23 protein-coding genes and 1 pseudogene are annotated in these 24000 nt (G+C 57.2%); 12 read left to right on the top strand and 12 right to left on the bottom strand.

The window, feature by feature from the left end; translation table 11 throughout:
• From AQ1_RS15330 to maiA, 4 genes and pseudogenes are all read left to right on the top strand, one after another.
• Positions 1-208, top strand: a pseudogene (locus AQ1_RS15330) (hypothetical protein); the annotation flags it as partial.
• Positions 209-229: 21 nt separating this feature from the next.
• Positions 230-916 (top strand): fumarylacetoacetate hydrolase family protein, encoded by a 687-nt coding sequence (locus AQ1_RS10890; protein ID WP_042087168.1) that lies wholly within the window; start codon positions 230-232, stop codon positions 914-916.
• 11 nt (positions 917-927) lie between these two features.
• Positions 928-2322 (top strand): acetate--CoA ligase family protein, encoded by a 1395-nt coding sequence (locus AQ1_RS10885; protein ID WP_052371220.1) that lies wholly within the window; start codon positions 928-930, stop codon positions 2320-2322.
• Positions 2323-2346: 24 nt separating this feature from the next.
• Complete coding sequence (maiA, locus tag AQ1_RS10880; protein ID WP_042087166.1) at positions 2347-2985, top strand: maleylacetoacetate isomerase; 639 nt, start codon at positions 2347-2349, stop codon at positions 2983-2985.
• 18 nt (positions 2986-3003) lie between these two features.
• On the opposite strand, the gene AQ1_RS10875 is transcribed toward maiA, so the two are convergent.
• Positions 3004-3525, bottom strand: coding sequence for a MarR family winged helix-turn-helix transcriptional regulator (locus AQ1_RS10875; protein WP_161760572.1), 522 nt, complete (start codon positions 3523-3525; stop codon positions 3004-3006).
• A 401-nt stretch (positions 3526-3926) separates the two neighbouring features.
• Between AQ1_RS10875 and AQ1_RS10870 the strand changes: the two genes are divergently transcribed.
• The 7 genes from AQ1_RS10870 to AQ1_RS15510 all read left to right on the top strand — a co-directional run bounded on the left by AQ1_RS10870 (position 3927) and on the right by AQ1_RS15510 (position 13783).
• Positions 3927-6878, top strand: coding sequence for a TonB-dependent receptor plug domain-containing protein (locus AQ1_RS10870; RefSeq protein ID WP_081837287.1), 2952 nt, complete (start codon positions 3927-3929; stop codon positions 6876-6878).
• A 46-nt stretch (positions 6879-6924) separates the two neighbouring features.
• Entirely contained in the window at positions 6925-8151 is a 1227-nt protein-coding gene (locus AQ1_RS10865; RefSeq protein ID WP_081837286.1) for a DUF3179 domain-containing (seleno)protein, read from the top strand.
• Between the two features lie 128 nt (positions 8152-8279).
• Entirely contained in the window at positions 8280-9305 is a 1026-nt protein-coding gene (gene dctP / locus AQ1_RS10860) for a TRAP transporter substrate-binding protein DctP (RefSeq protein WP_161760570.1), read from the top strand.
• Positions 9302-9826: a TRAP transporter small permease subunit gene (locus tag AQ1_RS10855; protein ID WP_042087158.1), complete on the top strand. Its 525-nt coding sequence runs from the start codon at positions 9302-9304 to the stop codon at positions 9824-9826. Before dctP ends, AQ1_RS10855 begins: the two co-directional genes overlap by 4 nt.
• Complete coding sequence (locus AQ1_RS10850) at positions 9823-11130, top strand: TRAP transporter large permease (protein WP_042087155.1); 1308 nt, start codon at positions 9823-9825, stop codon at positions 11128-11130. The genes AQ1_RS10855 and AQ1_RS10850 overlap by 4 nt, the downstream gene beginning before the upstream one ends.
• 27 nt (positions 11131-11157) lie before the next feature.
• Positions 11158-12612: a 2-hydroxymuconic semialdehyde dehydrogenase gene (locus AQ1_RS10845; protein WP_042087193.1), complete on the top strand. Its 1455-nt coding sequence runs from the start codon at positions 11158-11160 to the stop codon at positions 12610-12612.
• Positions 12613-12874: 262 nt separating this feature from the next.
• On the top strand, positions 12875-13783 hold the full coding sequence (locus AQ1_RS15510) for an MDR/zinc-dependent alcohol dehydrogenase-like family protein (RefSeq protein WP_462687129.1): 909 nt from the start codon (positions 12875-12877) through the stop codon (positions 13781-13783).
• A gap of 46 nt (positions 13784-13829) precedes the next feature.
• Here AQ1_RS15510 and AQ1_RS10835 read toward each other — a convergent pair whose 3' ends face one another.
• The 5 genes from AQ1_RS10835 to AQ1_RS10815 form a co-directional block, all read right to left on the bottom strand.
• The gene (locus AQ1_RS10835; protein WP_052371218.1) at positions 13830-14048 is read right to left on the bottom strand and encodes a DUF3012 domain-containing protein; all 219 of its coding nucleotides are present in this window, start codon (positions 14046-14048) and stop codon (positions 13830-13832) included.
• Positions 14049-14115: 67 nt separating this feature from the next.
• Positions 14116-14538: a tellurite resistance TerB family protein gene (locus AQ1_RS10830; protein ID WP_042087154.1), complete on the bottom strand. Its 423-nt coding sequence runs from the start codon at positions 14536-14538 to the stop codon at positions 14116-14118.
• Positions 14539-14686: 148 nt separating this feature from the next.
• Positions 14687-17530 (bottom strand): ATP-dependent DNA helicase, encoded by a 2844-nt coding sequence (locus AQ1_RS10825; protein WP_042087152.1) that lies wholly within the window; start codon positions 17528-17530, stop codon positions 14687-14689.
• A 79-nt stretch (positions 17531-17609) separates the two neighbouring features.
• Positions 17610-18089 (bottom strand): bacterioferritin, encoded by a 480-nt coding sequence (gene bfr, locus AQ1_RS10820; RefSeq protein ID WP_042087148.1) that lies wholly within the window; start codon positions 18087-18089, stop codon positions 17610-17612.
• 177 nt (positions 18090-18266) lie between these two features.
• A complete protein-coding gene (locus AQ1_RS10815; RefSeq protein WP_150007230.1) occupies positions 18267-18515 on the bottom strand; it encodes a (2Fe-2S)-binding protein in 249 nt (82 codons plus the stop codon).
• A gap of 185 nt (positions 18516-18700) precedes the next feature.
• On the opposite strand from AQ1_RS10815, the gene AQ1_RS14915 reads away from it, so the two are divergent.
• Positions 18701-18859, top strand: a complete 159-nt coding sequence (locus AQ1_RS14915; RefSeq protein WP_042087143.1) for a YqaE/Pmp3 family membrane protein — start codon at positions 18701-18703, stop codon at positions 18857-18859.
• 31 nt (positions 18860-18890) lie between these two features.
• On the opposite strand, the gene AQ1_RS10805 is transcribed toward AQ1_RS14915, so the two are convergent.
• From AQ1_RS10805 to ffh, 6 genes are all read right to left on the bottom strand, one after another.
• Positions 18891-19913: an aspartate-semialdehyde dehydrogenase gene (locus tag AQ1_RS10805; protein ID WP_042087140.1), complete on the bottom strand. Its 1023-nt coding sequence runs from the start codon at positions 19911-19913 to the stop codon at positions 18891-18893.
• A 219-nt stretch (positions 19914-20132) separates the two neighbouring features.
• The gene (gene rplS, locus AQ1_RS10800) at positions 20133-20561 is read right to left on the bottom strand and encodes a 50S ribosomal protein L19 (protein ID WP_042087138.1); all 429 of its coding nucleotides are present in this window, start codon (positions 20559-20561) and stop codon (positions 20133-20135) included.
• 13 nt (positions 20562-20574) lie between these two features.
• A complete protein-coding gene (trmD, locus tag AQ1_RS10795) occupies positions 20575-21282 on the bottom strand; it encodes a tRNA (guanosine(37)-N1)-methyltransferase TrmD (RefSeq protein WP_042087186.1) in 708 nt (235 codons plus the stop codon).
• A gap of 10 nt (positions 21283-21292) precedes the next feature.
• Positions 21293-21928 (bottom strand): PRC-barrel domain-containing protein, encoded by a 636-nt coding sequence (locus tag AQ1_RS10790; protein ID WP_042087136.1) that lies wholly within the window; start codon positions 21926-21928, stop codon positions 21293-21295.
• A gap of 23 nt (positions 21929-21951) precedes the next feature.
• Positions 21952-22380 (bottom strand): 30S ribosomal protein S16, encoded by a 429-nt coding sequence (gene rpsP / locus AQ1_RS10785; protein ID WP_042087135.1) that lies wholly within the window; start codon positions 22378-22380, stop codon positions 21952-21954.
• Between the two features lie 27 nt (positions 22381-22407).
• Positions 22408-23907 carry a signal recognition particle protein gene (gene ffh, locus AQ1_RS10780; RefSeq protein WP_042087133.1) on the bottom strand — a complete coding sequence of 500 codons (1500 nt, stop codon included), beginning with the start codon at positions 23905-23907 and terminating at the stop codon, positions 22408-22410.
• Positions 23908-24000 lie beyond the last annotated feature (93 nt).

The raw sequence follows: 24000 nt of genomic DNA, 5'->3' as shown, positions 1-24000 counted from the left end.
GGCGGCGCGATCCGGTCATGCCGATGCCGGGATCATCCGGGCGGCGGCGGGATCGGCGGCGCAAAGCTGTTATCAGATGGCCTTATATGCCCTGGCGCCTCATGCTAAACAGGATGGGCAGGATCATCCTTTCGTGAGTAAATTCAGATTGTTCGAGGCGGGGCGTTGGCCGCTGACCATTGCCGCAAACACATTCCACATTTTTTAAGACAGAGACGGAAGGGACTTCATGACTTACGTTTTCACACCACCCGCCATTCCCAGTGTTGAAGTGTCCGGCACGCTGGAGCGCTTTCCCGTGCATCGGATTTATTGCGTAGGGCGCAATTATGCCGCCCATGCCCGCGAGATGGGCAAGGACCCCGAGCGCGATCCGCCGTTCTTTTTCTCAAAGCCCAATGATACCATCGTGCCGAATGGCGCTTCGGTGGCTTATCCGCCGGAAACATCCAATCTCCATCATGAAATCGAACTGGTGGTGGCGATTGGCAAAGGGGGCCAGAATATCCCGCGCGAAAAAGCGCATGAGCATATCTTTGGCTATGCCGTGGGTAATGATCTCACCCGTCGCGATCTGCAGCTTGAAGCCCGCGATAAAGGGCGGCCATGGGATACCGGCAAAGGCTTTGATCAATCCGCGCCGATCACCGCCATTCGCCGGGCCAGCGATATTGGCCATCCCGAAAAAGGCCGGATCTGGATTTCCGTGAATGATCAGATCAAGCAGGATGGCGATCTTTCGGAATTGATCTGGTCGGTGACTGAAATCGTCTCGATCCTCTCAGGCCTGTTCAAATTGCAGCCCGGCGATCTCATCTTCACCGGCACCCCCGCGGGGGTTGGCCCGGTGGAGCGCGGCGATGTGATGACCGGCGGTGTTGACGGTGTGGGCGAGCTTTCGACCCGCATTCTTTGAGGGGGCGACGCATGAGCACAGCACAAGCCGGGCGCGATTTATCGGCTTTTTTCGCGCCGCGTTCGGTCGCCATCGTGGGGGCAAGCGCACGCCCCACAAGCTCGGGCGGGGCGATCCTGCATATGATGGAGGAGGCGGGCTTTGCCGGTGCGCTTTATCCCATCAATCCCAAAGGGGGTGAGATGTACGGGCGGCAGGCTCTGCCCGATCTGCGGGCGCTGCCCAGCCCCGTGGATCTGGTGGTGATCGCCATTCGCCCGGATTTCATTTTGGATGCCGTGACCGAAGCTGCCGATACCGGGCATAAGGCCATCCTGATCCTGCCCGGCGGCTTTGCCGAAGCCGGTGATGAGGGGGCCGAAAGACAGGCCGCCCTTGATGCTTTGGCCGAAAAACACGATCTGATCATCGCCGGGCCCAATTGCGGCGGGATCATCAGCCTGGGCGATCAAACCCGGCTGGCCGCCACCTTTTTTCGCGATCTGCCTCCCGGCGGGCCGATTGCCTTCATTTCCCAATCCGGGGCGCTGGCCGAAGAGATGATCGCCCATGCGGTGGCCTGCCGGGTGCCCTTGGGGCGCGTGGTATCAGTCGGCAATTCCATGCATCTGGGGGTGGAAGATCATCTGCGCCATCTGGGGGATGATCCCGAAACCGGGGCGATCCTGCTCTATCTTGAATCTGCGCGCGATATGGCCTCTTTGGCGGCCACGGCGCGGAGCGTTTCATGCAGCAAACCGATTGTCGCTCTCATCCCCGGTCGCACCCAAAAGGGGCTGGATGCCGCCAAGGCCCATACCGGGGCCAGCGCATCATCTGATGCCGCCATCGATGCCCTGTGCCGGGATGCGGGGATCGTGCGGGTGAAATCCCTGCGCGATCTGCAATTGGCGGCCCGGGGCTTGGGCTTTTTCCCCAAGGGCTTTGGCAAACGGGCGCTGATCTTATCAAATTCCGGCGGGCCGGGGGTGCTGACCACCGATGAAGCCACCCTTTCGGGGCTTGACCTTGTGGATCTGCCCGCCCCCATGGCGGCGGCCTTGAAAGATGCCCTGCCCAAAGAAGCTTCGGTGCGCAATCCCCTTGATCTGCTGGCCGATGCCCGGGAAGATCGCTTTGGCGAAACTCTGGCCATCGCCATGGCGCACAGAGCGGCTTTCGATGTCATTTTGATGATCCATGTGGTGCCCTTCATGGTGGATGCCGATCCGGTGATTGCCCGCCTTGCTGAAAAGGCCGCAGCCTGTGATCTGCCCCTGATGCACAGCATGATGGGCACTTTGGAACAGCGCGATCGCTGGTTTGCCAACATGGAACAGGCGGGCGTGCCGATGTTTTCCAATAGCGAGGATATGGCCCGCACGGCGGGGATTCTAGCCCAATGTTATAGCGTTCGCGATCACTGAGCTGAGTTGAAAGGATCGATCTCGATGAAATTATCCACCTATTTCCGCAGCTCCGCTTCTTATCGGGTGCGCATCGCTTTGGGCCTTAAAGGGCTTTCATGGGAACCGGATTATGTGAATCTGCCCAAAGGCGAGCAGCGCGATGCGGATTATCTGGGGATCAATCCCCAGGGATTGCTGCCGGCTCTCACCACCGATGAGGGCGGGGTGCTGACCCAATCCCTGGCGATCATCGAATATCTTGAGGAAACGCACCCAACCCCCGCCTTGCTGCCATCCTCTGCCCTTGATCGGGCCAAAGTGCGGGCAATGGCGCAGTTGATTGCTTGTGATGTGCATCCTTTGAACAATTTGCGGGTTTTGAAATATCTCAAAAATCCGCTGGGCCATGATCAGGCGACAGTGGATGACTGGTATCGCCATTGGGTGGTTGAAGGGCTTCAGGCTCTTGAGGTCATGGTGAAAGATTACAGCGATGGCAAGCATTGTTTCGGGGGCGAACCGGGTTTGGCGGATATCTGTCTGGTGCCGCAGATGTGGAATGCCCGGCGCTTTGCTGCCAATCTGGAAAGCTGCCCCACGCTTTTGGCCATCGATGCGCATCTGCAAAAACTGCCCGCTTTTGCCGCCGCCGCACCCGAAGGCCAGCCGGATGCTTTTTGAATCCCGACCGCCTGTCGATCAGTCGTCCGTCTCGCGATTGTCCAATGCCTCTTCCTGATTGAGCCATTCAAGCTGGCCGCGCAGTTTTTCCAGGATGATCCGAAGGCTTTCGCGTTCTTTTTCCGATAAGGCGGATTCAACGATCCGCTTGCGCATGATCGAGACCGGGGCCACCCGATCATGCAGTTCAACGCCTTTTTCGGTGAGATAAATAAGCTGCCGCCGGGCATCTGTGGGATGCGCGCAGCGGCCCACCATGCCATTGCGCTCCAGTTGCTTGATGGCCCGGCTGACGGTTGCCTTGTCAAAAGCGGCGCGGCCCACAAGATCGGATGCGCTCGATGGCCCATAATGGCCCAGAATGGCAATCACCCGCCATTCCCTGATCCCCAGATCAAAGCGCGATAAAAACAATCGGCTGACCCCTAATGAGAGCAAGGCCGAGACATGCACAAGCTGATAGGGCATGTGATCGGGCAGATTGGTTTTTTCCGACACTTGGGGAAAGCCATCTTTCCGGGGCACCGGATGCGCAGCCACGCCCGGCTTTTGTGCCGGGCTGTTTTCTGGGAGGGGCGGGTGTTTTTTATTGTTCATCATCTAAACCGGATTGAAGGTGCAAAGCCCCGGACCAGAGAAGGGCCAAGAGCTGCTTTATCCAAAATATCATGTTCAATTTAATGATTGGTGCGTTTCAGATGCAACAGTTTATCTGAAAAATTTTATCCGGCAGTTGAGAATTCCATGATTTTTCACAGTCCGTGTGAAAAATACTGTTTATTTATAGAAGATTAAAGTTTTTTAAGGATAAGGGCACCTAATCAACAATGGGCAATTGACAATTCTGGCGTAGGGTTTATCGTTGAATGTGCAACTATCAATGTGGCTTTCCGCTCTCATAATAGAAAAACATTAGGGGCGGCGATCAGGGGAGGAATGAGATGAAGCGGTTATCAGCAACGGCATGGTTGTTCATGGCGGCAGCACCGGCGGCTTTGGCCGCAGGTTTGATGGCCCCCACCGAACGGGCCTATGCCCAATCCCAATCAGCAGCACAAGCGCCCGCAACGGGCACGGATGATCAGGCCATCCAGCTTGAGGAAATCATGGTCACCGGCTCGTTCATCCGCCGGGAAGGCTATAATAACCCTTCACCGCTGGAAGTGATTGATCGGTCGGATATGGGGGCGCAGGGGGCCACCAATATCACCGATATCGTGAAGAATGTGGCGGTGAATACCGGTTCAGAATTCAATTTCGACCGCACCAATCAGAATTTCACCTTCGGCACGGCGCAGTTCAATCTGCGCGGTCTTGGCCTTGGCTCTACCCTGACCCTGATCAATGGGCGGCGGATCACCCGGTCGGCGGCGGTGGCCAATGATGGCTCGCAATTTGTCGATGTGAATTCCCTGCCGATGAATATGATCGAACGCATGGAAATTCTGAAGGATGGCGCATCGGCCCTTTATGGCACCGATGCCGTGGCCGGGGTGGTGAATATCATCACCCGCAGCAATTTTGAAGGCTTCGAACTGGAAGGCCGCTATCAAACCACCACCGAAAACAGCCAGGAAGATATCAATCTCAATGCCGCCTTCGGGGCGGGGAATGATCGCAGCCATATCTCGGCTTTTTTCACCTATTTCGATCGCACGGATCTGCGCGGCATCGATCGCGATTTCTTCCCCAATCGCTTATCGCCTGAAACCGATACCGGCCAGGGGATGCCCGGCACCTTTTTCCCGGCGATTTCCGATGGCAATGGCGGCTTCATTCAGGCCCCCGGCGCCCCCGGTCAGCCTGCGGGATCGCTGGCGGTGCCGCCGCCCTCTCGGCAAACCGGCACCGGCCCCGTGCCTGATCCGCGCTGTCTTGATCAAACCGGGCTTCCCGATGCCTCGGGCCTGAAGATCATCGGCCCCGGAGCGGATACCCGTGCAGGCATTGGTGTGGGCGCAAATGTCGGTGTTCTGGGTCCGGATGTGCGGGGCTTTTGCGCCTTTAATTTTGCCGAAAATTTCTCCATCGTTCCTGATGAGCGGCGCGTTTTGTTTTTCACCGAAGCGCGGCACAAGCTGAATGACAGGTTGGAGCTTTTCGCCGAATTCAACTATGCCGATAATCGGTCCACGGTGGATGCCTCGCCGTCCTTGCCCAATCAGTTTGAAGCCATTTTGGTGCCTGCCAATAATCCCTTCATCCCCACGGTTGAGGAATTGGGGGGCATCAATCCGGTGTTCCATAATCCCGATGGCAGCCCGCGTGCGGTTTTTGCCCAATTTCGGGTGAAAAATCTGATCGATGGTTCGGGTCAGATGCAGGTGGATTCCGAAACATGGCGGGCGATGGCCGGGCTGCGTTTTGATCTCAGCGATAACTGGTTTGGCGAAGTGCATTATCAGCGAAGCGAGAATGAAGTCAGCTTCACCGATAATGCCGCCACGGTGTTCAGTTTCACCGAAGATGCTTTGGCCGGCACCCTGCGCGGCTTTGAAGGGCAGTTTCTCAATCCTTTTGCCAGCGAAATCTTTGATCGGCCAACCGATCAGGCATTGGAAGATGCGGTGATGCGCACCTCCGAACGCTTTACCAAAGCCGAGCAGACCACGGTCGAGGGTTTTGTTTCAGGCACCATCGAAAGCCTGCAATTGCCCGGTGGTTCGGTGGGGGTGGCCTTTGGCGGCAGCTATCGCAAGAATACATTCCTGCTTGATAATGATGGCCTGCTCGAAATCGGCGACAGTTTTTTCCAGCCGCCATCGCCTGATGGATCGGGGGATATCGATGTTTATGGCTTTTTTGGCGAAATTTCCCTGCCGGTGACATCGCGGATCGAGCTTTCGGCGGCGGTGCGCTATGAAGATTATGGCAGCGCGATCGGCGATACCATCGATCCCAAGATTTCGGCCCGCTGGCAGGCCACCGATTGGGCCGCGCTTCGTGCCTCATTCGGCACCTCATTTCGGGCTCCCAATGTATCGCAAACCGCTATTTTCGAGACGGGCACCCAAAGGCTGAATGATCCGTTCCTGCCCGGTCCCGGCGGCTTGAGCTGTGATGCCAATAACGATAATGCCATCAATGTGGCGGGGGGAGAAACCCGCCCGATCAACACCGCTTTTGGCAAGGTGGGCAATCCCGATCTCACACCCGAAGAATCGACCAATTTCAATGTCGGCTTCGTGATCGAACCGCCGCGCAGCAATGTGCGCATTTCGGTCGATTATTGGAATTATGACGTTGATGATGTGATCCTGCTCGAAGATAATCAGGCGATTGCCTTCAATGATTGCCTTGATGATGGCATCGCCAATGATCCGCGCATCACCAGAACCGCCAGCGGCACGATCATCGATGTCTCGCGGGCCTTTTTCAATGGCGCGTCTTTGGAAACCGATGGGGTGGATCTCAATGTCAGCTATGATCTGGCAATGGGCCGTTTTGGCGATCTCAATGCCTCGGCGGTGGTAAGCTGGATCAATAGTTTCGATATCGATCTGGGGGCTTTTGGCTCGGGCGAGGTGATTGATGGCGTCGGTTCGCGCAATCGCACCAATCCTTTCCGCTCGGTCCCGGAATGGCGGGCGAATTTCCCGGTCAACTGGTTTTACAAGAACCATAATCTGAATATCACGGCGCGGATCGTTGATGGCGTGTTTGATGATCAGTCTTTGGTGCAGGTCGATGCGGAAACCACTTTTGATGTGCAATATCAATATCGTCTCGATGGGCTTTTGAGTGCCGAAGATGCCATCACCCTCACCGTGGGTGCGGTGAATGTCTTTGATAATGAAGTGCCGGTGATCCCGGGGGAAACCTTCCGCTTTGATTCAAAGCTTCATGATCCCAGACAGCGGATGCTTTATGTGCGCCTGAAATTTGAAGGCTGACCCTTCGCATCTTTGATCGGTATTATAAAAAAAACGAGGACACATCATGACAATGGCTGATGGGCTGGCCGTATTGGCGGTTATCTTATGCGCGGCGGCGATTTTGCCGGGAACATTGGGCATTTTGATGCTCACCAACAAGATCGCCGTTTCGGAATCCGGGGCGCGCTATATTTACGGCAAATCCTTCTGGGTGCTTTTGCTTTCGGCGGCGCTTTTGCTTTATGCCCTGTTCGGGGCTTTGGATGGCGGTGCTTTATCGCCCATCCTTATCGGGGCGGCTGTGGTTTATGCGGGCATTTTGGTGTTTGGCTTTTTCATGCACACCAAGCTGATGTTCCGGCCTATTCGCAAACCCACCTTCATTTCGGTGGATGAGGCTTTGAAGCGTTTTGGCCCCAATGAAGAGGTGGTGGGGGTGATCGATGAGGGCGGCAAGCCCTGGGGCTTCATCGCCCGATTGGCGCGGCGGCCTCATATCGTTTATCAGCCCGAAGGGGATCATCCCTTCATCATGACCCATTGCATTCTGGCGCATAGCTCGATGTCGTATGCGATGGCGGATCGCTTTCGGCAGCCCGATATCACCATCACCGCGGCTTTGGCCAATAATATGGTGTTTTATGATAAATCAAACCAGTGTTCGGTGATCCAGATCCAGAATGGATCGCTTAATGGCAGCCTGCCGCTGAAAACCATTACCACTCAGGCCATGAGCCTCAAAGCCTGGAAAGATCGCTATCCCGATAGCCCGATCTGGATGCGGCCGATTGCCTGGCGCGATATTTTTTATCTGAAGCTTTTGGCCCGCGCCGATGTGATCGATCCGAAAAGCCCGGTGATGGTCTATCCCCTGCAGCATGACAAAGATGAGCGCCTGCCCCTTAAAGCCATGGTTTTAGGGGTGGAAGCCGGGGGCGTGAGCAAAAGCTATCCCCTTGATCTGTGCAAAAGCGAAAAGCTGATCGAAGATCGCTTGGGCGATGTCTCCCTGCTTGTGGTCTCAGATGATCGCGGTGATTTCACGCAAGTTTTTGATCGCGAGGTGGATGGCCGGGTGCTCTCGTTTAAGCTGGCCCCCAATGATCAGATGACCGATGCCGAGACCGGCAGCCTTTGGGCTTTGCATGGGGTTTGTTTGTCTGGCGAATTGCGCGGGAAAGCCTTGACCCCCATTCCCCATTACAACAAGATTTTCTGGTATGTCTGGTCTGATTTTCATCCCGGCACGGCGATTTATGATGTGCCCGATCGCACACAGGGTGCGGCCTGATGGGCGGTTCTTGATGGGTTTGGGCTTGATGGATTTGGGGGCATGAGATGGGCTTTTTGAAAGGCGTCCTCATCTGTCTTGCCCTTTTTGGGTTTGGGGCCATCCTTGTGATGAGCCCCCGCCTCTTCATGTCGCCTCCTGTTGTGGCGGCCGCTCTGCTCGATGATCGTGGGAGCGAGGAACAGCCGTCAAAAGCCGTGCCTACAATTTTGCGGCTGGGTATTTTCGTGCCGGATCGGGTGGTGCATGTGCGTCATGCGATGGTGCCATGGTTGATGCGGGTGAATGAAAAAATCGGGCCCATGGGATACGAGATCCAGCTTTTTTCAGGGGGGGCGCTGGGCCATGATGGCGAGATGCAATTGCGCTTGCTGATGGCTGGGGTCACCGATATCACCTGGTTTCCCTTTGGCTATGTGGCGGGGCGCTTTCCTGAGATATCGCTTTTGGAAATTCCCCTTTTATCCGATGATCCCATGGCCCTCACCCGGGCCTTCTGGCGCCTTCATGAACGCGGCTTTTTCCCCGGACTCGATGATGTAACGGTTTTGGGGCTTTCGGTTTCGCCTGCCAATTATCTTCATATGGCGGATGATTTCGATGGTCTGAGCGGCTTGAGCAATCGCAAGATCCGGGTGGCCAATGCGGCGCAGGCCCGCATCGTTGAAGCCATGGGGGCGACGGCAGTGGGCGGCATCACCGCCACACAGGTGGCGGAAAGCCTGAGCCGAAAGATGATCGATGGCGTTTTATTTTCCTGGCACGGTACCAAAGCCACTGGGATCGAATTGACCACCCGCAGCCACATGACCCAGGCATTGGGCTTTACCCCATCGGCGGTGGTGATGAACAAAGATCGATTTCGCGACCTCCCGCCAAAGGTGAAAGAGGCGATCCTGTCGGAAAGCGGCGAGGCTTTTTCTCTGGCGCTGACCGCTTCGATGATGGCGGAAGCCGATAAAGCCATCGCCCGGGTGAAAGAAAGCCCCGATCATCAATTTTATCGCCCATCCCCGTCGGAAAGTGCGCATCTGATGGCGGCCTTTACGGCCATGGCAGAGCAATGGCAGGGCACGGATCAGGATCGCCGCGATCTGCTGCGCGCCTTAAGCCGCATTCTTGAAGACATGGCTGCTGAAAAGGCCCCTTTATGAGGCTGGATCGCATGCAGGGCTGGGTTAAAAAGGCTGAAATGGCGGCAAAGACCGGTGCCGATGGTTTGGCCATCATCGGGCTGGTTCTTTTGCTGGTGCAGGGCTTTGCGATCACTGGCGATGCCTTGTCGCGCTGGCTTTTGCGTGCCCCCATTCATGGCCTTGAAGATCTGAATGGCCTGTTGATCGCTGTAACCCTCACCTGTTTCATGCCCTTGCTGATGGCCCGCCGGGGGAATATCACCATCCGCCTTTTGGGCCAAAGCCTTGGCCCCTCTTTTGCCTTATGGTTTGATGCTTTTGGCCAGATCATGCTCACCGGCTTTGTTTTCGTGGTCACATGGCATTATGGGCTTTATGCCCTTGATCTGGGGGTGCAATACAGCCCCATCGTGGAAATCCCCCGCCAGCCTTCGGCCTTTGTGGCCACCGGGCTTTTGGGTATCACCCTGATCGTGCAGATCATCAGTTGTCTGGCCAGCATCGGACAGGCGATCCACCCCGAAAAGGCGCAGCCATGACCCCTTTGTTGATTGCCCTGTTCGGGGTGATTTTGCTGTTTGTGCTCATCGCCCTACATGTACCCATCGGCCCGGCCATGGGCATTGCCGGGGTGGTTGGATTTGCGCTTTTGGCGGGGATCGATCCGGCTTTGGCCATTCCCGGTATCGAGGCCGTCAGCGCCTTCAAAAGCCTTGATCTGGCGATCATCCCGCTTTTTTTGCTGATGGGCAGTCTGGCCGCCATCTCCGGGCTTTCGGCGGATTTATATAATCTGGTCAATGCTTTTATCGGTCATAAAAAGGGTGGGCTTGCGGTCGCCACCATTGGCGGCTGCGGGGCTTTTGGTGCGGTGTGCGGATCATCCATCGCCACGGTGGCCACCATGACCCGCGTGGCCCTGCCACAGATGCTGGCGCATGGCTATCGTCCGGCTTTTGCGGCGGGGTCGATTGCTGCCGGGGGTACCTTGGGGATCATCATTCCCCCCTCCCTGATCATTGTGATTTATGCGGTTTTATCGGAACAATTCGTGCTGGCGATGTTTGCGGCGGCTGTTGTGCCGGGTATTTTAGCGGTTTTGTTTCAGTTGCTCGCCATCGGGGTTTATGCCCGCCTTTATCCTGATCAGGTGCCCGCACAGGGTCGCAGTTCATGGGGCGAACGCTGGGCAGCGGTGAAGCAGGCGCGCGCGGTGATCCTGCTTGGGCTTTTGGTGACTTTGGGCATTTATGGCGGCATCGTCACCGTGACCGAAGCGGCGGCTTTGGGGGCGGTCTCCGCCTTTATCCTCAGTCTCGTGCGCGGCAGCCTTGATCGGGCGGTGATCGTGCAGGTGGCGCGGGAAACCGCGATCAATTCCGGCATGATCTATCTGGTGATCATCGGCGCTTTTTCCTTCAGCTATTTTCTGGCGCTCTCGGGCCTGCCGGAAATTGTGGTGCAGTGGATCGGCGGGCTGGATGTGGCCCCGATCCTGATTATTTTAGCGCTGTATCTGATGTATATCGCTTTGGGCGCGGTCTTTGAATCGGTGGCGGCGATGGTGGTCACCTTGCCCTTCGTTTTGCCGGTGATCGATCTTTTGGGTTATGATCCCATCTGGTGGGGGGTGATGCTGGTGATGGTCTCGGGCCTTGGCATGATCACCCCGCCCATCGGGATGAATATCTTCGTTTTGCACGGGATGGCGCCCAATCTGCCCATCCCACTGATTTTCCGGGGCGTTGTCCCCTTTCTGATCGCCGATCTGGCGCGCATCCTTTTGCTCACCTTCCTGCCGTTTCTGGTGACATGGCTGCCAAGGCAGATGGGCCTGATGTGATTTTTGAGGAGATATCCGATGAGCGATCTGCGCAGGATTTTGAATTTTATCGATGGCGATTATCGCGATAGCGCCCGCCATTTCGATGATATCAACCCCGCCACCGGGGAAAAGGTGGCGATCGTCAGCGAAGCCGGTGAAGCCGATGTTGCCGATGCCGTGGCCGCAGCGCGGGCCGCCATGAACGGGCCCTGGGGCGATAGTACGGTTGAAGACAGGGCCGCCCTTTTGCATAAGGTCGCAGATGGGGTCATCGCCCGGCTCGATGATTTCGTTGCCGCCGAAATGGCCGATACCGGCAAGCCCCTGATGCCCACGAAAATGGGGGAAATCCCCCGCGCTGCCGAACAATTCCGAACCTTTGCCGAAGTGGGGCGGATGACCCCTTTGGAAAGCTTTGAAACCCGCCTCCCCGATGGCGGGCGGGCGATGAATGTGGCCGAGCGCACCCCGAAAGGGGTGGTGGCGGCGATTTGTCCGTGGAATTTGCCCTTCATCCTGATGACCTGGAAAGTCGCCCCGGCGCTGATCTGCGGCAATGCGGTGGTGGTGAAGCCCTCGGAAGAAACGCCTGCCACCGCTGCCCTTTTGGGTGAGGTGATGAAGGCGGCAGGCATCCCCAAAGGGGTTTATAATGTGGTGCATGGCTTTGGGCCGGGATCGGCGGGGGCCTTTCTCACCGCCCATCCCGATGTGGATGCCATCACCTTCACCGGCGAAACCCGCACCGGCGAAGCGATCATGAAGGCGGCCGCCGTGGGTATCCGGGATATTTCCCTTGAATTGGGGGGGAAGAACGCCGGAATCCTCTTTGCCGATTGCGATTTTGAAGCCGCTATCCGCACTGAAGCCATGGCCGCCTTTTTCAATTGTGGGCAGATTTGTCTGGGCAATGAACGGCTTTATGTGGAGCGGGCGATTTATGATCGCACGGTGGAGGCGATGACCAAAGCCGCCAAAAGCTTCGCCCCGGGTGATCCCATGGATAAAGCCACCCGCTTAGGGCCCTTGAGCAGCCATGGCCATCGCGACAAGGTGCTGGGCTATTTCAAGGCGGCGCGCGATGCCGGGGCCGAGGTCCATGCCGGCGGGGTGATCCCGGATATGCCCGCCCCCTTTGATGGGGGGGCATGGGTGGAGCCCACGGTCTGGACCGGTCTTGCGCAAAAAAGCGTGCCCGTGCAGGAAGAAGTCTTCGGCCCGGTCACCCATATCATGCCTTTTGATGATGCCGATGAAGCCATCGCGCTGGCCAATGATAGCCCCTATGGCCTTGCGGGTACGATCTGGACAAAGGATATGAGCCGCGCCCATCATGTGGCATCCCGGCGCCGGGTGGGGGCTTTGTGGGTGAATAGCTGGATGATCCGCGATCTGCGCACGCCCTTTGGGGGGATGAAAGCTTCGGGCATCGGGCGCGAGGGCGGGGCCGCATCGCTTCATTTCTATTCGGAAATCCGCAATATCTGCACGCGCTTATGAAGCGTTTAGGGGCCTGATCTTTAATCGTCATCCCGGCCCCCCCCTCTTTCGTCACCCCGGGCGGAGACCCGGGGTCCACTCTTTCCCATCCTCAGCCCTTCACGAGATGGATCCGGCTCGGGGTGCGGAATGACGAAAAGAATCCAGAATGACGACAGGCGGAATCATTCATCGCGGATTTGATCTTGGTCAAGGCATGAGAGCGCATTTCACAAGAGTATAGCGTAATGATGCCATAGGACCGATGAGGAAAGGACGCACCATGCCCGCCAAAATGAGAGCCGCCATTTTCGTCGAACCCGGACGGATCGTGCTCGATGAAAAGCCGATCCCCGAAATTGGCCCCCTCGATGCCCTGATCCGGATCACCACCACCACCATTTGCGGCACGGATATTCATATCATGAAGGGGGAATATCCCGTGGAGCCGGGCCTCACCATCGGCCATGAGCCGGTGGGGGTGATCGAAAAATTGGGATCGATGGTGAAGGGCTATGAGGAAGGCCAAAGGGTGATTGCCGGGGCGATCATGCCATCGGGCCATTCCAATGCCTCGCTTTACGGATTTCATTCCCAATGCGGCGCGGGTACGGCCCATGGCTGGAAAGCGTTGGGTGGCTGGCGGATTGGCAATACGCAGGATGGGGCGCAGGCTGATTATCTGCTGGTGCCTGATGCTATGGCCAATCTTGCCCCCATTCCCGATCTGGGGCCACTCAATCCCTATATTGAATGGTGGAACCGGCTTTTGAGCCAAAATCCCCGGCCCACCCGCAAGGATCTGCGTTTTCAGGATCTGGTCGGTTGGCACGCCCGGCTTACTTTATGCCATGTGCTTGAAGATGGCAGCGATATGGTGGCGCATATCGTGGGCGAAGATGTGAAAGCCCTGTTCAAAAGCGTGGTCAATGATCGTCATCTCGATTTCACCAAAGGCACCCGGCTGCGAGATCTGATCGATGTGGATAGCGAAGCCCAAAGACAGCATCTGGCAAAAATCACCCTTATTCCATCCATTGCCATTTCGAAAGGCGAACTGAACTTGGTGAATGACCGCAAGATTGCCATCGCATCCCTTGATTTTCCCCTGATGCCCGCGCCTGATGAAACCCCTTATGTGCTAAGCCTATATGATTTCGAGGCCCCGCTTTTCACCACGCGCGGATTATGAAGGGCCCGGATTATAAAAGCCGGGCCGCATCAGAGTTCATATTGGATTAGTTGGTCACATCGTCGATGGTATCATCCACGGCATCCTTGGCCGGTTTCACCACGCATTCTTCGGCATAGATTTTGGCATCTTCGGCAGACCAGTCGGATTTTGCTGTATTGGTCAGTTTTTCACACCAGGCATCTGTGCCGGGCACGGCATCGCAGCCCGCCAACAGAGCGGCTGATGCCAGTAGAATGGCTGTCATCGCGAATTTATGGATCATATCTTTGCCTCCTGTTATCCCACACCGATCATAAACGCCGGGGATTAGGAGATTGTTCAGAAGAAATTCAGCCCTTGATCTCAAAGCTTTTGCGCCGGGCAGCCACGCCCCGTTCGATGGCAGCGGCGGTCAGCCGATCCACCGCAAAGCGATGCCGGAGCATTTCCAGCAAACGCAGTTCTTCCTGGGTCAGGGCACCATCGGCAGCGGCAATCTCACAGCCAAGGGCATAGATCAGATCGCTGTGGCTGGCCGGAATGGCTTCGGCGATCAAGCCGAAAACGGCATCGAGCCCTTCATCATCATCAAGGATTTCAGCACAGCTTTTGGCATCATCCACCAGGCTGTTTTCATCATAGCCATCAAAGGCGGGCAGGGCGCGCACCAGATCCCCGATCCGGCGCAATTCGCTATCGGTCATCTGACGATCAGAGGCCGAGACCAGCACCATGGCATAGACGAGGGCAGTTTGCGGGCTGATGGTGGACATGAAGTTTCCTTTTGATATGAAGAAGAGCAAGCAAGGATCAGGAGCATGGACGCGATAAAGGGGTTCGTAAGGGCAATCGGCGGGCAGCTTAGAAACTGTGGCAGGCCAAGGCAAGAGCCGCTTTTGATGGAAAGGCGGGCGGCGGGTTTTAGGGCACCTGATCGGGCTTTTGAGCGGCGTGGCGTGGGAAGAAATCTGTTGTGATCCGAATGGCTTCGGCCAGCCCCACGCGCGCGACCTCAAGCCCCGGGGGAAAAGCGGTGAGCAGGCGGCTCGGGGTTTGGGCATCGAGCAGGATGAACAGGCCGCGATCATCACCACGCCGCACCAGCCGGCCAAAAGCCTGAGACAGCTTCAGCCGGGTGAGCATATCATCATAAAGACTGCCGCCAAAAGCCGCCCGCCGGGCTTTATGCAGGCGAGTGGGGCGCGGCCAGGGCACCCGATCAAACACGATCAGCCGCAGGGCATGGCCGGGCACATCCACCCCATCGCGCACGGCATCGGTGCCCAAAAGGCAGGCATCTTCTTCAGCCCGAAACAGATCGACCAAAGTGCCGGTATCCATGGGATCGATATGCTGGGCATAAAGCGGCAGGCCATGGGATTCGAGCGCCGGCTGAATGCGATCATGAACGGCGCGCAGCCTTGCAATGGCGGTGAACAGGCCCAGCGCTCCGCCTTGGGCGGCCAAAAACAGGGCGCGATAGGCGGTGGCCAGATGCCCCAGATCGCCTTTTTGCAGATCATTGACGATCAAAACCCGTGTCTGTTTTTGATAATCAAAGGGCGATGCAGTGGAAAAGCGCCGGGCCGGCAAAACCAGATGCGATGCCCCCACCCGCATTTCCGCCCGCTGCCAATCCCCGTCCTCGGCGGCGGTTTGCTGATCGCGCAGGGTGGCCGAGGTGATCAAAACTCCATGGGCCGGTTCCAGAACCGTTTTGGCAAAGGGTTTGGAGGGATCGAGCCAATGACGATAAAGCCCCACATCGCGTTCCTGGCCCTCCGAACGATCCAGCGCCAGCCAATCGACAAAAGCCGGATCGGCGGGTTTTTGCAGATCAAGAAGCATCTGCGACCAGGCCGCCAGCTTTTCCGCCCGCAAGCTGATCGAGCGGGCCGAGGCATCGAGCCGTCCCCGGCTGGCGCTATCAAGGCTGGCCGCCTGTTCATCCAGCAGGGCCAAAAGCCGGGCGGCCAGTGCTTTCATCGGCAGCATCATGGCCTCAAGGGCGCGGGCCAGAAGATTGCCAGCGGCCAGCAATTCGGCAGGGCTGTCTTCGGTGCCGCATTCAAGCCCATGGGGGCCATGGCGATCATGGCTGCGGCGCAGAATCTGGGCCCGCAGATGCATCAGAAACTGTTCATAAGGGCCGCGCGGGGCCGCCCCGGATAGCCTTTGCAGCCAGCCGGGTCCGGGCAGGGCACGGGCCGCCTCAATAATCGCATCCAGATGATTGCGGGCCAGCAGATCATCGCCGATCAGATCTTCGATGCGCGTGATCAGCCCCCGCGCCCGGCCTTTATGGGCGGTTTCCCGGCCGCGCAGCCAGCGCCGCAGATCAGCCCCTTCGGCCCCTGAAAGATGCGCACAAAAGGCATTGTCGGCGGCATCGAACACATGATGGCCTTCATCGAAAACAAGGCGGCGGGGCAGATCGGGATCGCCATTCCGGGCGGCGGCCTGGGTCATCACCAGAGCATGATTGGCAATGACCAGATCGGCTCGGCGGGATTTTCGCACCGCCCGTTCAATGAAGCAGCGGCGATAATGGCTGCAGGCGGAATAAAGACATTCGCCCCGATGATCGGTGAGCGCACTGAGCCGGGCCTGACCGAAATGCCCCCCGAGCCAACTGGGAAAATCACCGCCGATCATATCGCCATCGCGGCTATAGGCCAGCCAGCGCAGCACCAGCCCCATCAAAACCGAATCCCGCGCGGTGGCCGCCCCCGAAAAGGAAATACGGGCGGCATCCTCGATATTCAAAAGGCAGGCATAATTCTCGCGGCCCTTGCGAATCACCGTGCGGCTGTTGCGTTCCTTGGGATCGGGATAAAGGCGGCTTAATTCCTGATCGATCTGGCGTTGCAGCGCCTTGGTATAGGTCGAAATCCATACCGGCCCGGCATTTTTTTGCGCCCACAGGCTGGCCGGGGCAATATAGCCCAGGGTTTTGCCGGTGCCGGTGCCTGCTTCCGCCAGGGTCATGTTTGGGGCATTCTCTGCTTCGGGCGGGTGAAAGGCATGGCTGATGGCCCGGCTATAGGCCACCTGCTGGGGCCGTGGTTCTGATCCTGCGCCCAGATTATGCTGGATGATACGGGCCAGTTGCTGTTCCGCTTCATCGGCGCTCACCGCATGATCGGCAGGGGCCGGCGGCGGCGGCCCATCCGCCCATTCCGCCAGATTTTGCCACACCGCCACGCCTGTTTGGCCCCCAGAATTCGCGGCTTTATTGCGGCTTAAAGCCCCCAAAATCATCGGTCCCCATGGCCATCCGGCACGGGCTAAGGTGAGGGCGGTGGCACCCACGCTTTTATTCCAGCGATAGGTATCGGCCCCCAGATCGGCCATCAGGCGCTGGGCAATGGGGGCGATCAGGGCGATGTCGAGCTCCAGCCGTCCGCCATTGGGGATGGCGATCTGATGATCGCTGTGCGGCAAAGACAGGCTTTGGGCCAGCCCGGATAAAGTGGGCAGGGTAAAGCGCGCGGGCCGGACAAAGGCAAAAAGCTCAAGCAGATCATAAGCCTGAAGATCAGCCCGGGGGGGCATCTGGCGCAGCCGCAAACGCCGGGCGATCAGGGGCAGATTGCATAAAAGATGCGGGCTTTCCAGAAGGGCGCGGCCCGCGTCTTCAAAGCTCAGACTTTGCTGCCCCCCTTTACCATCGGAACGCAAGGCCATACGGCTTCCCACCACCATGGCGGGAAGGCCGGGAAGGATCACATCAGGCGAAGGAAAGCTGGCGACATCATCATGCATGGCGGCACTCTAACCGACCACGCGCATCATGAACATATGAAGAACGAAGGCAGCTCGATTTTTTTGACTTTCCGCCAGATCAATCGGCGTGATCGCCCATCTGGCTTTGCAGATAATTGGGCAGGCCCGTATCCTCGATCAATTGAAGCTGGGTTTCCAGCCAATCGATATGCTCTTCTTCAGACGTGAGGATTTCGCGCAAAAGCTGGCGCGAAGCATAATCTTCGACCTTTTCACAATGGCCGATGGCGGCTTTCAGGTCTTTATGGCCATCCATTTCCAGATCCAGATCGCCCTGCAGGATTTCCGGCACATTTTCGCCGATGCGCAAGCGATTGAGCTGTTGCAGATTGGGCAGGCCTTCGAGAAACAGGATGCGCTCGATCAGGCGATCGGCGTGTTTCATCTCATCGATGGATTCGTGATATTCATAATCGCCCAGCTTGTGCAGACCGCGATCTTTCAAAATCCGGGAATGCAGGAAATACTGATTGATCGCCGTGAGTTCATTTTTCAGAATGACATTGAGATGCTCAATGACCTTTTTATCGCCCTTCATCTCGGCTCTCCTGCTCATAATATCATCGCGATATAATCGTGCTGTGGCCCGCCCCATCTGTTGAACAGGGGCGAAGTGACCTTTGATGCACTGTGCACCAAAAGTCTGGGGTATTTCAAGTTTTCTATTGAAAATCAGCTACTTGCGAATGATATTCAGAGCCAGCATCAGCTATCTTCAAAGGCTGACGGGGGCACCATGGCCAAAGCCCATGGCCGCTTCCACGCAATCCTCTGCCTTGTCCCTGATTTTGGCGGCATAATCATCTTGCTTGATGATTGTTTTGGCATGGGTAAGGCACATGCCGCACTGCGGCTTACAGCCCATTTTTTTGTAAAGGGCACCCACCGAACGCCGCTCCCCGGTTTCACGGGCAGCCGCCAGCACGCGCTTTTCAGTCAGACCATTGCAAATGCAAACATACATCAATCGCACCTCATGAACTCCCTCTTGTTTATGCGATTGCGAATGATTGTCAAGATTAAAAAAGGATGGCTTGTAAAAAAATGAAAAAACCAAATATCTTTGGGGGTTAATCCGCGCCATTGGGGCGGGGGGCCGATCAAAAATTTATTTGAGAAAAATTGATCCGATTAGGAGCAAGGCACATCATGGATATCGTCCGGCTGATCTTCGCGATTCTCTTGCCCCCTGTGGGGGTGTTTTTGCAAGTGGGGCTGGGGATGCATTTCTGGCTGAATATCATCCTCACCCTGTTTGGCTATATCCCCGGGATCATTCATGCGGTGTGGATCATCGCCCGCCGCTGATGATCCGCACCTCATGATGGTTTTAGCCTGATCAGGCGTCTTTTTTGAGATGCCGGGCGATCAGGCTTTCTGCGATCTGAACAGCATTGAGCGCCGCCCCCTTGCGCAGATTATCCGAGACCACCCAAAGGCTGAGGCCGTGCTTCACGGTGGGATCGCGACGAATCCTCGAAATGAAGGTGGCAAAATCACCGGCGCATTCCACCGGGGTGATATAGCCGCCATCCTCGCGCTTATCGATGACCAGACAGCCCGGCGCCTCGCGCAAGATTTTCCGCGCCGTGCCGGGGGTGATGTCGTTTTCAAATTCCACGAAAACGGCTTCGGAATGGCCGATGAAAACCGGCACCCGCACGCAGGTGGCAATCAGCGCGATGGCGGGATCGAGAATTTTTTGCGTCTCCACCGTCATTTTCCACTCTTCTTTCGTGGAGCCATCCTCCAAAAAGCGATCGATATGGGGGATCACATTGAAAGCGATCTGCTTGGTAAATTTAACCGGTTCGATGGGATCATTGACGAAAATGGCCCGGGTCTGGCTGAACAGTTCGTCTGAGGCTTCATTCCCCGCCCCTGAAACCGATTGATAGGTGGACACCACCACCCGCTTGATTTTGGCGGCATCATGCAAAGGCTTCAAAGCCACGACAAGTTGGGCTGTGGAGCAATTGGGATTGGCGATGATGTTCTTTTTCCTATAGCCAGCCAGGGCATCGGCATTCACTTCCGGCACGATCAGCGGCACATCCGGATCCATCCTGAAATGCGAGCTGTTATCGATCACCACGGCCCCGGCGGCGGCGGCTTTCGGGGCATATTCCGCAGCCACGTCGCCGCTGGCGGCAAAGAGCGCAATATCGATGCCGGTGAAATCGAACGTATCGAGCGCCTTCACCTTCAGTTTTCGATCCCCGAACATGACATCCTGACCTAAGGATTTGCGTGATGCCAAAGGGACGATTTCTGAGGCGGGAAAATCCCGCTCTGCCAGGATATTCAGCATTTCCTGGCCCACAAGGCCGGTGGCGCCAATAACGGCAAGGCGATAGCTCATCGCGCTTTGCTCCTGTTGTGAAATTTTAGCTCTAAAAAGCACCGCAAAAAAGATGGATGCGGCGCTCCTATCCCATGATCTTGAAAGATTCGCAAGCCTTGCGGTGCACAATGCGTTGGTGATTTTTCCATTCGGCGCGCTCAATGAATGCGCCAAATGAAAAAGGGCGGCGCACCGAATGCACCGCCCGCATTTCAACCCGCCACAAGGGCCGTTGGATCATTCTGCCTGCGTTGGTGCATCGCTGGCAGCCGCAGCCGCTTTCGCTTTGCCCTTGGGTTTATGGCGCCAATCCTTACGTTCGGCGATCCGGGCGGATTTTCCGGTCCGGCCACGCAGATAATAAAGCTTGGCGCGACGCACACGGCCACGACGCAGCAATGTGATCGAATCCAGAATCGGGGAATAAAGCGGGAAAATCCGCTCAACCCCTTCACCGAAGGAAATTTTGCGCAGGGTGAAAGAGGCATTGATGCCCCCGCCATTGCGCGCAATGCACAGACCTTCAAAGGGCTGCAGGCGTTCGCGTTCGCCTTCGACCACCTTCACCATCACTTTGATGGTGTCGCCAGCCTGGAAATCGGGAATGGTTTTGCCGGCTGTCAGCTTTTCGATTTCAGCCAGTTCAAGTTTCTCGATGACGTTCATTCTACATGACCTTTCATGTTTTATGACGTCGCTCATAGGTCGACCAGAGATCCGGCCGACATAAGCGGGTCACGTCTTCCGCTTTTTTAAGTCGCCATTCGGCAATCTTCCCGTGATGCCCGGAATTGAGCACCGCCGGTATCTCGTGCCCCTCCCATATCTGGGGGCGGGTATAGTGCGGGTACTCTAAAAGTCCCCGCTCGAAACTTTCATCTTCGGCGCTTTGGTGCTTGCCCATCACGCCCGGCAACAACCTGACCACCGCATCCAGCATGGCGATGGCCGCTGGCTCTCCACCTGAAAGGATAAAGTCGCCAAGGCTGATTTCCGTCAGCTTTCGTTGATCGATCACCCGCTGGTCAACCCCTTCGAATCGGCCGCACAGCATGGTTATGCCACCGCATCCCGCCCATTCCCGCGCCATGGCCTGATCAAAAGGCCGACCGCGCGGGCTGAGAAAGACCAATGGCCAATCCGGTTCCGCATGCAAACGCGCCGCATCGATGGCAGCCCCCAGAATATCGGGCCGAAGCACCATTCCAGGACCACCGCCCGCGGGCGTATCGTCTACAGAGCGGTGTTTATCACTCGCAAAATCGCGAATGTCCAGTGTTTCTATCGCCCAAAGCCCATCGTCTAATGCTTTTCCGGCCAAACTGTGCCCCAAAGGCCCGGGAAACATCTGCGGATAGAGCGTCAGAATTTGCGCGACCCAACTCATCGGCCCCAACTCATCTGTCAGTTTCCGGGCCATGATCGCTTTGCAAAGCCAGCCATGCCGCCAGATCAAGCACGAGATAGCCCGCTTTTAAAGCAACCTCCGGCACGAACTGGCGATCAAAGGGGATCAAAATGGATTTGCCAAGCCCCGGTGCGGCTTCGTGTAAGCTGATATCCAGAAGATCGCCGCCACCAAAATCATGCACTGCCCGCACCATCCCCAGATCACGGCCATCCGGCGCTCGCGCCTTCAGCCCGATCAGATCGACCAGAAAATAGCTGTCACTCGATTCGCTATCACTCGATTCGCCATCACTCGATTCGTTGGTATCGGCTGAGGAGTCGGGTTCATCCGCTGCGGCATCTAAAAGCGCCCGATCAATATAAAGCCGGGTACCCGATAAAGCCTGAGCCGCATCGCGATCATGGATGCCCGTGATCGCGGCCGTCCATCCCCCTTTCACCGGAGACAGCAGGCGCAATTCGATCTGGCGATCACTATCCCCCAAATAAAGGGGGCCATAGCGCGTGATCGCCGCCGGATCATCGGTGAAGGATTTCAGCCGCACCGCACCGCGCACGCCATGCGCGCCCGCAAGGGCGGCAAGGCAGATACGCTGTGATGGGGGATGATCCGGGGTCGCCATGCGCCATCGCCTTTTCTCAAGCCTCAGGCTTCAGCCGTATCGGCTGCGCTGTCTTCGGCAGGGACTGGGGCGGCGGCAGCTTCAGACGCGGCAGTGGCAGCAGCAGCGGCTTCCGCGGCGCGCTTGTTGCGTTCTTCAACCCGCTCCACCGCTTTCTTGCCCGGTGCGCCTTTTTTCAGGTTCTTGCGATCACCTTTTTTCTCGGTGATGCCCGCCTGTTCCAGAAAACGGCTCACACGATCGGTTGGCTTCGCGCCTTCGCCGATCCAATGCTTGATGCGTTCTTCAAGTAAGATGATGCGGTTGTTATCGTCTTTGGGCAGCAGGGGATTGTAGGTGCCCACCTTTTCGATGAAGCGGCCATCGCGGGGGCTGCGGCTATCGGCAATCACGATACGGTAATAGGGCCGTTTTTTGGCGCCGCTGCGGGCAAGACGAATAGCAAGTGACATAAGATCAGTCCTTTCTTGAGATGATAATCATTTTTTCTTGTTCAAAAGGGCCGCAAGCTCGGGCGGTAAGCCGCCGCTCTTGCCACCCGACAGGGCATCGGAAAATCCGGGCGGAAGGCCTTGGGCACCACCGCCCATGCTGCCCATACCCCCCATGGCATTCCCCATTCCGGGGAGCGATGGCAGACCGCCTTTTTTTCCCATTTTCGACATTTTTTTCATCATGCCAGACATCTGCTGATGCATTTTCAGCAGCTTGTTGACATCCTGAACGCTCACCCCGGCACCGGCGGCGATCCGCCGTTTCCTGGAGGCATTGAGCACCCGCGTATCGCGGCGTTCTTTTGGGGTCATGGCGCAGATGATGGCTTCCTGCCGACCCAGAACCTTGTCATCCAGCTTGGGCGCGCCTTTGGTCAATTTGCCCATGCCCGGCAGCATCGACATCAAACCCTTCATGCCGCCCATTTTTTTCATCTGGCGTAATTGGCTGCGCAGATCATCCAGATCGAACTGGCCCTTGCGCATTTTGGCGGCCATGCGTTCGGCATCATCGGCTTCGATGGTTTCCGCTGCCCGTTCCACCAATGACACCACATCGCCCATGCCCAGAATCCGGCCGGCAATGCGGGAGGGGTGAAAGGCTTCAAGGGCATCGGGCTTTTCGCCGGTGCCGATCAGGCGGATCGGCTTGCCGGTGATCGCCCGCATCGACAGCGCCGCCCCGCCGCGCCCATCGCCATCCATGCGCGACAGCACAACGCCGGTGATCCCCAGCCGTTCATCAAAGGATCGGGCCACCGAAACGGCATCCTGACCGGTAAGGGCATCGGCGACCAGCAGGGTTTCCACCGGCTTCACCTGATCGCGCACGGCGATCACCTCGCGCATGAGATCATCATCCACATGCATCCGCCCGGCGGTATCGAGCATCACCACGTCAAAGCCCTGAAGGCGTGCCGCTTCCATGGCGCGGCGGGCGATATCAACGGCCATCTGGCCTTCGATCACGGGCAGGGTTTTGATGCCGATCTGTTCGCCCAGCACTCGTAATTGTTCCTGCGCCGCCGGACGGCGGGTATCGAGAGACGCCATCAGAACGCGCTTATGATCTTTTTCGCTCAGCCTTTTGGCGATTTTGGCGGTGCTCGTGGTTTTCCCCGAGCCTTGCAGCCCCACCATCAGAACCGGCACCGGCGGCACGCCCAAAAGCGGCAGGGTCTGGCCGCCAAAGCCGCCGGGGCTATCGGCCTCATCCTCGCCACTGCCGAGCATGGCGATCAATTCATCATGAACGATTTTGATGACCTGCTGGCCCGGCGTAACCGATTTCAGAATGGCGTGACCGATGGATTTTTCGCTGACCTTGGCAATGAAATCCTTGACCACCGGCAGGGCGACATCGGCTTCCAAAAGCGCCACGCGCACTTCGCGCATCGCTGCCGAGATATCTGCCTCCGACAGGGCGCCGCGTTTTTTGAGCTTGTCAAAAACGCCGGAGAGGCGATCGCTTAAAGACTCAAACATCGTGCCACATATCCATCCTGCATCCCATCAGAGCTTATCCACAAAAGGAGACGACACCAGTGGGCGAATCCTCGCTGACTGGTGGAGACCCCG

It is taken from the genome of Iodidimonas nitroreducens, assembly GCA_000710935.1.
In the GTDB taxonomy this organism is placed as follows: domain Bacteria; phylum Pseudomonadota; class Alphaproteobacteria; order Sphingomonadales; family Rhodothalassiaceae; genus Iodidimonas; species Iodidimonas nitroreducens.
The sequence above is the reverse complement of the archived record's forward strand: the minus strand, read 5'-3'. Positions and strand labels throughout refer to the sequence as shown.